The organism is Stenotrophomonas sp. Bg11-02 (assembly GCF_002836635.1).
GTDB lineage: Bacteria > Pseudomonadota > Gammaproteobacteria > Xanthomonadales > Xanthomonadaceae > Stenotrophomonas > Stenotrophomonas lacuserhaii.
In genome coordinates, this window is sequence record NZ_PJAY01000071.1 from 38,000 (window position 1) to 49,990 (window position 11,991).

The window sequence follows — 11,991 nt, forward strand, 5'->3', positions numbered from 1 at the left end:
CGTCTATCAGTCCACGTTGCCGGTATCTACCGCATGAGGGGCGAAGGTAGTGGAATTGCGTATGGCTTCACTACGCAGTCCCAACGTGGAGACAGCGTCGTGAATCGATCTCTCTGCGTCTCCATTCGTCCAGGAATCTCTCATTTCTGACCTGCATCCGCATGTCCGCTATCGGCCAGAAGCGGACCATCGGATAGCAGCAGCTGATTCAAAGTCGCCTGGGCGATTCAGCTGATCGCCGCAGGCTGCAGGCGCGCATCCGGGCCGTTGCCACCCCCTTCTACCGAAGCCGGCGAGAGTAGTCCCCGGCGAAATCCATCTGGACGTTCTCGTCACTATCAAATTCAAAGCGTACATCGATGCTTGATTTAGGTCCTCGCCCGACTTCCTCAAGCGCCTGCAGAGCAGCCCCCTCTATTTCGGAAACAAGTCCAGACTCATGCGCGCTAGCAACTTCTGTGTTTGACTGGAAGAAGACGAATACGCCAAAGCTATTGGTTGCACGTGAGTACAGTGAAAACACCTGGCGGATCCCTCGCGATCCGAACTCGTTCATGATATTTCTCCGAACATCAGCTAGCCCCTGATCGTCCTTCCTCATTGCCGCTTTTGCGCGAGCAAAATCTTCTTGAGAAGGAACATTATTCCGACTCATCGCACGGCCTCCCATGCACATTCATTCAACTGTCTATATTCATAGCACAGATCGTCAAGGTGCTTTACCTCGCGACCAAAGAAGTGTCTGCGATTGTCCTTGAGCGAGTTTCCCAGGTTGTGGTCGCTCCCTGCCAGCCGACTTCGGTGTCCACTTCCGGCCACAAGCAGACATCCGCCCTACCCTTGATAAACATCCCTAATCCTCCACGCTGCCAGCGATTGATCAGATGGCCATCGCGCACACGCACTTGCTCCTGAGAGCTAGGAGGATGTCAGGCCGACGGGGCCACCTCAACGAAAGTCTTCCCAAAAGCTAATGACTGCTTAACTAACGGCTAATTGGTCCTTAATCCAAGCCGGCCAGCATGCTCGCCATGTCCTGGATCCCCACCTCTCTCGCTGTCACGTTCCCATCGATCCTGCCGCAGTCGCAGGTGGTGGGCCCGCAAGACTCAAGCCGCAGCGAGGTGGAGCAGTTCATCGCCCACGTATATCGCGAACGCTACGGTGCCAACCTGCACGCATTCCTGCCCCATCTGCTCGCTTTCCGGGATGGCCAAGGGCACCTGGTGGCGGCGGTCGGCATGCGCGTGGGCAGCGAAGGCCCATTGTTCGTCGAGCAATATCTCGATGAACCGGTGCAGGCCATCCTCTCGCATCGGGAGATCGCCAATGTGGGCCGCGACCGTATCGCCGAGATCGGCAACTTCGCCGCCACCACGCCCGGCATCGCCCGTGAACTGATTGTCCGGTTGACCGAGATGCTGCATGCCGCACGCGTGCGCTGGGTGCTGTTCGCGGCCACCCAACAGCTGCGGAACACCCTCGACAGACTGCATCTGGTGACGGTGGAACTTGGCGAGGCAAGCCCAGAGCGGCTCACCGGCGATGCCTCCCAGTGGGGCAGCTACTACCAGGCCCGGCCGAAGGTGGTCTGCGGGAATGTCGCCGCCGGACGTGCGTTCTTGCATCAAGCACGAAGACACGATGCGCGCGCCAAGACGGATCCTGATCCATCTCTGCAAGCCATGGTGGGGGCGCAGTGAACGCGCTGACCTCTCCCCTGATCGCCGGTCTCGGCGGGCACAAGGCACGCGTGCTCACTTCCAGCGCGGAAATTGGCGATGATCAGATCCGGCAGCGCGCACTGCGATTGGCTAGTCGGCTGGACCTGCAAGGCATCGACCGCGTCTCAAGCCAGCTGGACAACGGCATTCACTGGCTGGTCCTGGATCTTGCCGTGCGCGAGCTCGGCGGCGTGCATGTGCCGTTGCCCACATTCTTCTCTCCCGAACAGATCGCTCATGCCCTGGAGTCCAGCGGTGCCCAATGCGTGGTCACCGCCCGGGGCGCGCCTGCGCCAGCGGGCAGCATGGGCACACTGGGGACTTTGGATGGCGGGACGCTCGCCCAGTGGCGGACCTGTCCGGCGACGTCGGTCGACCTTCCCACTGGCACCGCATGCGTGACCTACACCTCCGGCACAACCGGCCGCCCCAAGGGCGTGTGCCTGTCGGCCGACACGCTGCTTACGGTCGCCAGTTCACTGGTGCAAGGATCGTCTGCGATTGCGCCGCGCCGCCATCTCTGCCTGATGCCGTTGTCCACCTTGCTGGAGAACGTCGCCGGGCTGTACGCAACGCTGCTCTCGCACGCTCAGATCGCGCTGCCGTCGCTGGCGGAGATCGGCTACACCGGCGCCTCGGGCCTGGACGTGCCGACGCTGTTGCGGTGCCTGCACCGCTATCAGCCGGAGAGCTTCATCCTGGTGCCTCAGCTGTTACTGGCGGTGGTGATGGCCGCCGAAAGCGGTGCTGCCCTGCCCGCCTCGCTGCGCTATATCGCCGTCGGCGGTGGGCGCGTAGGGCCGGGGCTGCTTGCACGGGCGCGCGCCCTGGGGCTGCCGGTCTTCGAAGGCTATGGGCTGACCGAATGTGCCTCGGTGGTCTGCCTCAATCAACCCGGCGCGAGCCGGGATGGCAGCGTCGGCAAGGCGCTTCCACACGCTCGTATCGCCATTGTCGACAATGAAATCCAGGTCGATGGGGCACGCGCACTGGGCTACCTCGGTGCCGAACCGCTTCCCGACGGTCCCATCCGCACGGGCGACCTGGGCCACGTCGACGCTGACGGATTCGTCTACGTCACCGGCCGCCGCAAGAATGTCTTCATCACCGCGTTCGGTCGGAATGTCTCACCCGAATGGGTGGAGAGCGAGCTGCTTTCCCACCCGGACCTGGCCCAGGCGGTGGTATGGGGCGAAGCACAGGCCGACAACGTCGCCGTGCTGGTTCCGCGTCGCGCCGACCTGGACGATGCCGCCCTCGCCCGCGCCGTAGCCGAGGTCAACGCCGGCCTGCCCGACTACGCCCGCGTCTCGCGCATCGTGCGCGCACCGGCGCCATTCTCTGCAAGTGCCGGGCTGCTCACCGCCAATGGGCGCCCGCGCCGCGACGCCATCCTGTGCCATTTCCAGTCCGAGGTCGATGCGAGCTATCGCCGTCCCGCCTCCGTTCCTTCCACGGGAGTATCCGCATGAGTTTCCATTCCGAACTGCTCGCCCAGACCCAGCAGGAGCGAGCCACCCTGATCTCCGTGCCGATCATCCAGTCCGCGCTGGGGGGCCAGATCGCCCGCGAAGACTACGTCGCCTTTCTGGGGCAGGCCTACCACCATGTCAGGCACACCGTACCGCTGTTGATGGCCTGCGGTGCGCGTCTGCCGGCCCGGCTTGAATGGTTGCGCACCGCCATCGGCGAATACATCGAGGAAGAAATGGGCCACCAGGAGTGGGTGCTGGACGACTTGGCGGCCTGCGGTGCCGACCGCGCCGAAGCCGCCTCCAGCCTGCCCTCACTGGCCACCGAGCTGATGGTGAGCTACGCCTACGACACCATCCACCGCGGCAACCCGGTCGGCTTCTTCGGCATGGTACTGGTCTTGGAGGGAACCAGCGTGGCGCTGGCCACCCGTGCGGCCAACACCATCCAGACTTCGCTCGACCTGCCGCGCAATGCCTTCAGCTACCTGTTGTCCCACGGCGACTTGGACATCGAGCATGTCGGCTTCTTTGAAGGGCTGATGGACCGCCTGGACGACCCCGCCGACCAGCAGGCCGTCATCCATGCCGCCCGGCGCTTCTACGTGCTGTACGGGGACATCTTCCGCACGCTTCGCCAGGACGGCGTGCGCTGGGCGGAGGCCGCGTGATGAACCTCGCCGGCAGGACCGTCATCGTCACCGGCGCGAGTGGCGGCATCGGCGTGGCGCTGTGCCACGCATTGGTCCAGGCGGGCGCCTCTATCATGGCCGTCGGGCGCAACCGCAACCGGCTCACCTCACTTGCCGCAGAGCTACCGGCTGGGCGCTTGCAGACCGTGGTCGCTGACCTGTCCACGCCACTGGGCCGCTCGCACCTGATCGCCGCAATCCGACAGGCCAATGTTTCCCCTTCGGTGCTGGTGCTGGGCCACGCCCAGAGCGCGTTCGGTCTGTTCGAAGACCAGCATCCCGACGAGCTGGAACACCTGCTGCAGACCAATCTGGTCGGCTCTGCCCTGCTCATCCATGCCCTGTTGCCAATGCTGCGCCGCCACGAACAGGCCAGCGTGGTCGCCATCGGCTCCACCTTCGGCAGCATCGGCTTTGCCGGCTTTGCCACCTACAGCGCCAGCAAGTTCGGCCTGCGGGGGCTCATGGAAGCGCTGTCCCGAGAACACGACGGCACCGGCCTGAGCTTCCAGTATCTCTCTCCGCGCGCCACGCGCACCGCCTTCAATACGCCTGCCGTCGATGCGCTCAATGCCGAGCTCAAGGTCGGCAGCGATGCGCCGGAGGCTGTCGCCGCTGCGCTTGTCCAGGCCATCGTCCAAGGCGATCGGCGCCGCCAGCTCGGCTGGCCGGAAAAGCTGTTCGCCCGCATCAACGGCATGTTCCCCGCGCTGGTCGACCGCAGCCTGCGTGCCCAGCTTCCCATCATCAGGCGCCACGCCTCTCAAGCGCAGCCCATCCACGAGGACTCCTCCCATGAAGCAACGTCACGGTAAAACCATGTTCATCTTGCTCATCAGCGCGTTGGTCATGTTGGTCGGCATTGCCTGTGCTGCCGAACCGGGAACGCCCATGACAGTCGCCCAGTTGCGCGACCGCTGGGCCCAGATCAACTACCAGACCAGTAAGGCGCAGCGACAGACCGCGTTCGAGGCCTTGGCCAGCCAGGCAGCGAGGACCCGTCAGACCGAGCCAGGTGATGCCGGCGCACTGATCTGGGAGGGTATCGTCCTCTCCAGCCTCGCCGGCGAGAAAGGTGGCATGGGGGCGCTCAGCCTGGTGAAACAGGCACGGGCGGACTTCGAGGCCGCCCTGAAGATAGATCCCAACGCACTGCAGGGTGCGGCCTACACCAGCCTGGGTGCCCTTTACTATCAGGTTCCGGGCTGGCCGTTGGGCTTCGGCAATGACGAAACCGCGGCGACTATGCTGAAGAAGGGTTTGGCCGTGGATCCGAACGGGATCGATGCCAACTACTTCTACGGCGATTTCCTGCGCGACCAGAAGAACTGGCAAGGCGCCCGGGCAGCGCTCGAAAAGGCGATTGCTGCACCTGCCCGCCCCGGCCGGGAAGTCGCCGATGCCGGCCGGCGTGCCGAAGCGACCGCCAAACTCAACGAAGTCCGGGGCCACCTTGCCAAGTGAGCCCGGGACAACGAGACTGCCTGCATGCGCATCCTGCTCGCCGAAGACGACGCATCACTCGGGGAAGGCATCCGGACCGCCCTGCGCCGCGCGGCATACGCCGTGGACTGGGTGCAGGACGGTGCCTCCGCACTGACCGCCATCGGCGACGGCGACATCGACCTGGTTGTGCTGGACCTCGGTCTGCCACGACTGGACGGGATCGACGTCATTCGCAAGGCGCGCGCAGCGGGCGGAAACGTGCCCATTTTGGTCCTAAGCGCCCGCGAGCGGGCGTCTGACCGCACCCTTGGGCTGGACGTGGGCGCCGACGACTATCTGGGCAAGCCGTTCGACACCCCCGAGCTGCTTGCCCGGGTGCGCGCCCTGCTCCGCCGCAGCGTAGGCCGTGCAAAACCGACGTTGGAAGCGGGTGCGCTGAGCCTGGACCCGGCCCGCCTGACCGCTATCTGGAGAGGGCACACGCTCGACCTGACCCGCAGGGAGTTCGCCCTGCTCAGACTGCTCATGGAACAACAAGGCAGGCCGCTTGGGCGCGAGACCATCCAACAGCACCTGTATGGCTGGGATGAGGACGTGGCAAGCAATGCCGTGGATGTGCATGTCCACCAGCTGCGCAGGAAGCTGGATCCCGGCATCATCCGCACCGTGCGGGGGATCGGCTATGCCTTGGGCGACCCCTCGGATGCAACTGCATGACGTCCATCCGTCGCCGCCTGCTGGTCGTGTTGCTGGGGGTGCTCTCCCTGCTCATGCTGCTCGCGGCCGGTCTGAGCTACCGGGCTGGGTTGCAGGAGGCCGGGGAGATGTTCGACGCCCGGCTGGTGCAGTCCTCACGGGTACTGTTGAGCTTGGTGGACGAGCCGCTCAGCGATCTGAGCGCATTTCCCGGCGATCCGATCGTCCTGCGCGGTTGGCACGGTCGCGCTGAGGGCGTGGGCGAGGCATTGGCCTTCAAAGACGGACATGCCTACGAGAACAAGCTGGCCTTTCAGATATGGACGCCTGAGGGTCGTCTGCTCCTTCGATCGGACAGTGCGCCCACTGCGCCAATGGCGAGCTTGTCGCCGGGGTACGCGGATGTCGACATAGACGGGGCGCAGTGGCGTACCTTTACACTGCGCTCCCCACAGGGTCGATGGTTTCAGTCCGCCGAGCGCTCGGACATCCGCCAGGAACTGGCCGAGGACATTGCCATCGGCACGCTGCTGCCGCTGCTGTTCGCTCTTCCGGTGATGGCCTTGGTCATCTGGCTGACGGTCGCCTGGGCGACGCGCTCGTTGCGGAAAGTCTCCACCGACATCGGTGAGCGTGACCTCGACCGAATGACACCCTTGGATGACACGAAGCTCCCAGAGGAGGTCCACGGCCTGGTTCGCGCGGTAAACGAGCTGCTGCAGCGGCTTGATCTAGCCTTGGCTCGCGAGCGCCGCTTTATCGCAGATGCAGCACACGAGCTACGCACGCCGATCAGCGCAGTGAAGGTTCATGCAGACAACGCGCGGCTCGCCACGTTTGATGAAGAACGCCAAGAGTCACAGCGGTTACTTGCCCGAGGTGTCGAACGGGTTGAGCGCTTGGTATCACAGCTGCTGTCGCTGAGCCGAACCGAGCGCAGCATCGGCAAGGATGCGTTTCGCAAGCTGAGCTTGGACGCCCTGGTGAGCAACGAGGTTGAGGAGCTCAGGGCCTTGGCAGCTTCCAAGCGTCAGGTCATGAACCTCGTTCTCGACAAAGCGGACGTCTTCGGCGACGAGTTCTCGCTGGGCTTGCTGGTTCGCAACCTCGTCGAGAATGCCATCCGGTATACCCCCGAACATGGGGTCGTGGTGGTGTCTACCGAACAGACGGGCGAGCAATGCGTTCTCACGGTGGAAGACTCTGGACCCGGCATTCCCAAGGACCTGCAGGACCGCGTCTTCGACCGCTTCTACCGTGTGATCGGAAGTGGCGCGGAGGGGAGCGGATTAGGCCTGTCTATCGTCCAGGAGACATTGGACGTGCACGGCGGGAAGATCAGCCTTGGAACGTCGCAATGCCTCAACGGGTTGAAGGTGACTGTGAAACTGCATGCCAACGCGTAGCCTCCTAGGTCGCGTCCTTGGTGGCGCGGATTCAAAGGGCATAGTGAATTCTCCCCCCGGCAATAGCACAGGCGGTCGTCCATCCAAGAACACGAAAATTCTTGAGATGTTCTGCTGAACAAGGTCTATGAGATCTAACCTGACAACTTGCAAGCTGACCATTATTGATCCGCGCAACCCAATGTTGGGGGACCGCCCGAATAGACGCCTAGTGCCTTCAGCGGGCTGGGAGTACCTTCAAAAGCTCGACACACTCCAAGGACATGTCATGAGCCACGGAGAATTTCATCGCAGTCAACGCGGCGGCTGGTTGCGTGCCGGAGTATTGGGTGCAAATGATGGACTTATATCGACCAGCAGCCTGGTCGTCGCCATGGTCGGTGCTGGCGCGGCAACTCAAACGATTCTTGTCGCTGGCCTCTCAGGACTGATCGCCGGTGCACTCTCGATGGCGGCGGGCGAGTACGTTTCAGTCAGCTCGCAGGCAGACGCCGAGAACGCAGACGAAGAGAAGGAGCGCGGGGAGCTGCTGAGCCAGCCGGACGCAGAGTTGCTTGAGCTGACAACGATCTACGAAAAGAGAGGGTTGACGCGACGGCTTGCCGAGGAGGTTGCCCGCGAGCTGACCGCGCATGATGCGCTGTCAGCACATCTGAGGGACGAATTGGGCATTCACGATGTACTGAAGGCAAGGCCATTCCAGGCAGCAGGTGCCTCTGCAATATCATTCGTCGTCGGCGCCCTGCCCCCGGTTCTTTTGGCTGCAACCCTGGCGCATAGCAACCTGGCGGGAGTTGTCGTCGTAACCACGCTATGCGTCCTGGCCGCGCTCGGGGCTGTTGCGGCGCGGCTCGGTGGAGCGTCCCAACTGCGTGGCGCGCTGCGGGTTGTGGTCTGGGGCGCCATCGCAATGGGGGCCACATACGCGATAGGTGCGTGGTTTGGGGTGCTGACCGCGCCCTGATCATGACACTCCGGAAGCCACCGTGGAGCCTTCGCAAAGATGAATCAAGGGCTTGCCGCGTGCATGCCGCAGCTAAGGGTATGATCATCCAACCTATGCCGTAAGGGCGCGTCGATGGCAGTGCTCGAACGACCCCTGATCGCCCGGCCGCGCATCCTCCTGGTCGAAGACGACGAGGCCATCGCCGGGCTCACGGCCCGCTTCCTGCAGAATCACGGCCTTGAGTGCCACATTGCCGCAGGCGTTGCGGCGGCGGAACAATGCCTGTCCCGAGGCATGGTCGACCTGATCCTGCTGGACCTCGGCCTGCCAGACGGGGATGGGCTGACGATGTTGCGGGGTCAGTCCTGTCAGATTCCGGTCATCATCGTGACCGGCCGAGGTGACTCGGTGGATAGAGTCGTGGGCCTTGAGCTCGGTGCCGATGACTATGTCGCCAAGCCGTTTGATTACCGCGAACTGCTGGCCCGCATACATTCGGTGTTACGGCGTGCACAGCGCCCGTCGACCTCAGCCAGAGATGTTTTCCGCTTCGACGGGATACTCCTCAACGCGTCGGAGCGCGTGGTGCTTGACCGTAACGGAAACGCGGTCCGCTTGACCTCGGCCGAGTTCGATCTGCTTCACGCGCTGGTTCAAGGCGCCGGTACGGTGCTGAGCAGGGATCAGCTGATGAATTCGCTACACGGACGCGACGCGGGCCCGTTCGATCGTGCCATCGACGTCCACATCGGCCGACTGAGGCGCAAGCTTGAACGTGATCCGTCGCAGCCTCAGCTGATCCAGGCGACTCGAGGGGTCGGCTATCGCTTGGCTGCCAGCGTGTCGCCGTGAACGCACTGATGCTCCCGCAGCTGTTTGATATCGTTCCTGATGCGCTGCTGCTGGTGGATGCAGAGGGGCGCATCATCCGCGCCAATGGCAACGCAGAGCGTCTTTTCGGTCATGGCAATGACGGGCTCGTTGGCCTTTCCGTGGAGGCCCTGATGCCGGCCGACGCGAGAGAGCGACATCTGCAGCATCGCCTCGGTTACATGTCTTCCCCGCGCATCCGACCGATGGGCCAATCCGATCAGGTGCTGGTCGGCCAGAAGGCGGACGGTCAGCAGTTTCCGGTGGAAATCGCGTTGAGTCCGATCGAGACCGCACACGGACGACACTACCTCGCCTCGGTGCGCGATATTTCCGAGAGTCAACGCGTTCGGCAAGCCTTGGTGCGCGCCAGCTATGATGCCTTCATTGCACGGTTGGGACAGATGGCCCTGGACGCGGGCAGCGAGCAACAGCTTGTTCGCTCATTGCCTGGCATGCTTATCGATGAACTCCAGGCCGACGCAGTCGCGTTGGCCTTTCCTGAGTCGGATGGTCATGCGATAGATGTGCGCGTTGCCGGACAGATCAACGGCGAGGCCCTTCGCCACATACTGTCCTCGCGCTGGGCCCTGCTTGAAGCATCGCTTCCAGTGGACCGCGCCACCATCCTGGATGATCGGCAATTGGAACTGCTGGCCGAAGCTGGTGAGGGGTTTGCGTGTGGTGCAGCAACGCTGCTCCGTGACCGCGACCACCCGACAGGGATTCTGATGGTGCTTTCCACGGATACGCGACCGATCCAGCACGACATCCTTCATCTGATACAGGGCGTCGCAGTCCTGGTTGCGGCGATAATGCAGCGCCGCAGAACGGCGGAGCAACTCGCCCATGCGCAACGCCTGGATGCGCTCGGCCAGTTGACTGGCGGTATCGCGCACGATTTCAACAACTTGTTGACCATCATCTCCGGCAGCCTGCAGCTTCTTGATGACGAGTATGCTCCTCACCAGGGCGCGCGCGATCTTATCGCAGGCGCCCTCCACTCGGTGGCGCGCGGAGCATCCCTCACCTCCAAGTTGCTTGCCTTTGCAAGACGCCAACCCTTGGCTCCGCAATCGGTCAAGCTTCACCAGCTGGTCCACGATCTGGGCACCATGCTGCAACGAATCCTGGGCGAGTCATTCTCATTGACGATCGAATGCCACCGTGGCCTCCCACCTGCGCATGTGGACCCCTGCCAGCTTGAGACTGCGTTGGTCAACGTGGTGTTGAATGCGCGCGACGCCCTTCCGGGAAACGGCGAGATCCTGCTCTCGGTGGGCGAGCAATGGGTCAGACCGCAGGAGATGGAGGAGCTGCAGGCCGGGCACTACATTGTCATCCGGATCACGGACCGCGGCATGGGCATGTCCGCCAGTACCGCTCGGCGTGCAGTCGAACCCTTCTTCACAACCAAATCGATGGGCCAAGGAAGCGGGCTTGGCCTGAGCATGGTGTATGGCTTCACAAGACAGAGCCGAGGCATGTTGCACATTGACACCGTGCACGGCCGAGGCACAACGGTAAGCATGTACCTCCCGGTCGCCACGTCCCTGCCAGAGCGCGTGCTGCCCCCGCGACATCGCGTGGAGGGCGCGCGGCAGACCATTCTGGTGGTGGAAGACGATCCGGGCGTGCGACGGATTGCCGTATCGTTTCTCAAGGCGGCGGGCTATGTCACTTTGGAAGCATGTGACGCGGCCGAGGCACTTGCGATCGCAAAGATTCACCCGGAAACGGCCTTGGTCTTCAGCGACGTCATGCTGGGAGGCGCGATGAACGGCCATGCGCTGGCCTCCGCCTTGCGCGAGCAGCTGCCCGGCTTGGCGGTGCTCCTGACGACTGGCCACGATGACGCGCCCGACGCCACTCCCGACCTCGGGCACTGCGGCACCTTGCTACGCAAACCGTATCGGCGCGAGGATCTGTTGGTCGCGGTCCAGCAACTGATCGCTTGACAGCGGTTTTCGCACCCGACATGGGCGCCTCAAGAGGTCAGTTCAGCGTTGTTGACTGCGCACGCAGGCGCGACAGATCGACGATGCGTATATGGGAACGACTGACCTCGATCAGGCCTTGATCCTGCAATCTGTGCAACGCGCGGACGACTGTCTCGATCTGCATGGCAAGAAAACTGCCAATGTCGGCACGCGTCATACAGAGCAGCATCTGTGTCGCGCTGAAGCCGCGCTCGGCCAAGCGCGTGGAAAAATCAAGCAGGAACGATGTCAACCGCTGCTCGGCATTCAGGCTGCCGAGCGCCAGCATCCATTGCCAATCCCGTCTTATCTCCGAGGCGAGTATCCCGGTCAAGCGCGCCTCGAATCCAGGAAGGCACTGACGCAGAAGGAAGGGCTGCAGCTCCCATATCTCGCCGTCATTCAGCGCGATCACGTCGCATGGATACGCAGCCAAGTCCAGTGCTTCCTGCCCGAGCAGTTCGCCGCGCATCGGGAACGCCGTCACACGTTCTCGGCCGTCTTCACTGATGAGCGCACTTTTGAAGATGCCCGACCGCACCAGGAACAATCCACGAAATGGCTGGCCTGCGCGGATGACGTGCTGCTTCCTGCGAACACGGCGTCGGACCAGGGGCATGCCCTGCAGCAGGTGCTCCCAGTTCCCGCCAACACCGGCGGCGACGCCGCCTTGAAGGCCGAGCAAGGGTTCCACACCCGCCGTTTCGAACGTGACGTGACTGGGAGTTTCCCACATATCCGATCCTCCACCTGACCCATA

The 11,991-nt window shown here is 63.1% G+C and carries 12 protein-coding genes; 10 read left to right on the plus strand and 2 right to left on the minus strand.

All coding sequences use genetic code 11. The features are described 5' to 3' along the window. Positions 1–280 precede the first annotated feature (280 nt). On the minus strand, positions 281–556 hold the full coding sequence (locus tag CXG43_RS18240; RefSeq protein ID WP_157825133.1) for a hypothetical protein: 276 nt from the start codon (positions 554–556) through the stop codon (positions 281–283). A gap of 466 nt (positions 557–1,022) precedes the next feature. Here CXG43_RS18240 and CXG43_RS18245 point away from each other — a divergent pair, with 466 nt between their 5' ends. The 10 genes from CXG43_RS18245 (at position 1,023) to CXG43_RS18290 (ending at position 11,210) form a co-directional block, all read left to right on the plus strand. Further along, the gene (locus CXG43_RS18245) at positions 1,023–1,703 is read left to right on the plus strand and encodes a thermostable hemolysin (RefSeq protein ID WP_101101541.1); all 681 of its coding nucleotides are present in this window, start codon (positions 1,023–1,025) and stop codon (positions 1,701–1,703) included. A gap of 50 nt (positions 1,704–1,753) precedes the next feature. Then, positions 1,754–3,196, plus strand: coding sequence for an AMP-binding protein (locus CXG43_RS18250; protein ID WP_232767891.1), 1,443 nt, complete (start codon positions 1,754–1,756; stop codon positions 3,194–3,196). After that, on the plus strand, positions 3,193–3,867 hold the full coding sequence (locus CXG43_RS18255) for an iron-containing redox enzyme family protein (RefSeq protein WP_101101546.1): 675 nt from the start codon (positions 3,193–3,195) through the stop codon (positions 3,865–3,867). The genes CXG43_RS18250 and CXG43_RS18255 overlap by 4 nt, the downstream gene beginning before the upstream one ends. After that, positions 3,867–4,703, plus strand: a complete 837-nt coding sequence (locus CXG43_RS18260) for an SDR family oxidoreductase (protein WP_101101548.1) — start codon at positions 3,867–3,869, stop codon at positions 4,701–4,703. Before CXG43_RS18255 ends, CXG43_RS18260 begins: the two co-directional genes overlap by 1 nt. 34 nt (positions 4,704–4,737) lie before the next feature. After that, positions 4,738–5,352, plus strand: a complete 615-nt coding sequence (locus CXG43_RS18265; RefSeq protein ID WP_232767893.1) for a hypothetical protein — start codon at positions 4,738–4,740, stop codon at positions 5,350–5,352. A gap of 24 nt (positions 5,353–5,376) precedes the next feature. After that, entirely contained in the window at positions 5,377–6,051 is a 675-nt protein-coding gene (locus CXG43_RS18270) for a response regulator transcription factor (protein WP_101101552.1), read from the plus strand. 17 nt (positions 6,052–6,068) lie between these two features. Then, a complete protein-coding gene (locus CXG43_RS18275; protein WP_101101777.1) occupies positions 6,069–7,436 on the plus strand; it encodes an ATP-binding protein in 1,368 nt (455 codons plus the stop codon). A gap of 268 nt (positions 7,437–7,704) precedes the next feature. Continuing rightward, complete coding sequence (locus CXG43_RS18280; RefSeq protein WP_101101553.1) at positions 7,705–8,400, plus strand: VIT family protein; 696 nt, start codon at positions 7,705–7,707, stop codon at positions 8,398–8,400. A 114-nt stretch (positions 8,401–8,514) separates the two neighbouring features. Then, a complete protein-coding gene (locus tag CXG43_RS18285) occupies positions 8,515–9,234 on the plus strand; it encodes a response regulator transcription factor (RefSeq protein ID WP_101101555.1) in 720 nt (239 codons plus the stop codon). Next, positions 9,231–11,210, plus strand: a complete 1,980-nt coding sequence (locus CXG43_RS18290; RefSeq protein ID WP_157825134.1) for a PAS domain S-box protein — start codon at positions 9,231–9,233, stop codon at positions 11,208–11,210. Before CXG43_RS18285 ends, CXG43_RS18290 begins: the two co-directional genes overlap by 4 nt. Positions 11,211–11,247: 37 nt before the next feature. Here the strand turns inward: CXG43_RS18290 and CXG43_RS18295 are convergent, their stop codons facing one another. Further along, on the minus strand, positions 11,248–11,967 hold the full coding sequence (locus CXG43_RS18295; protein ID WP_101101558.1) for a helix-turn-helix domain-containing protein: 720 nt from the start codon (positions 11,965–11,967) through the stop codon (positions 11,248–11,250). Between the last annotated feature and the right edge of the window lie 24 nt (positions 11,968–11,991).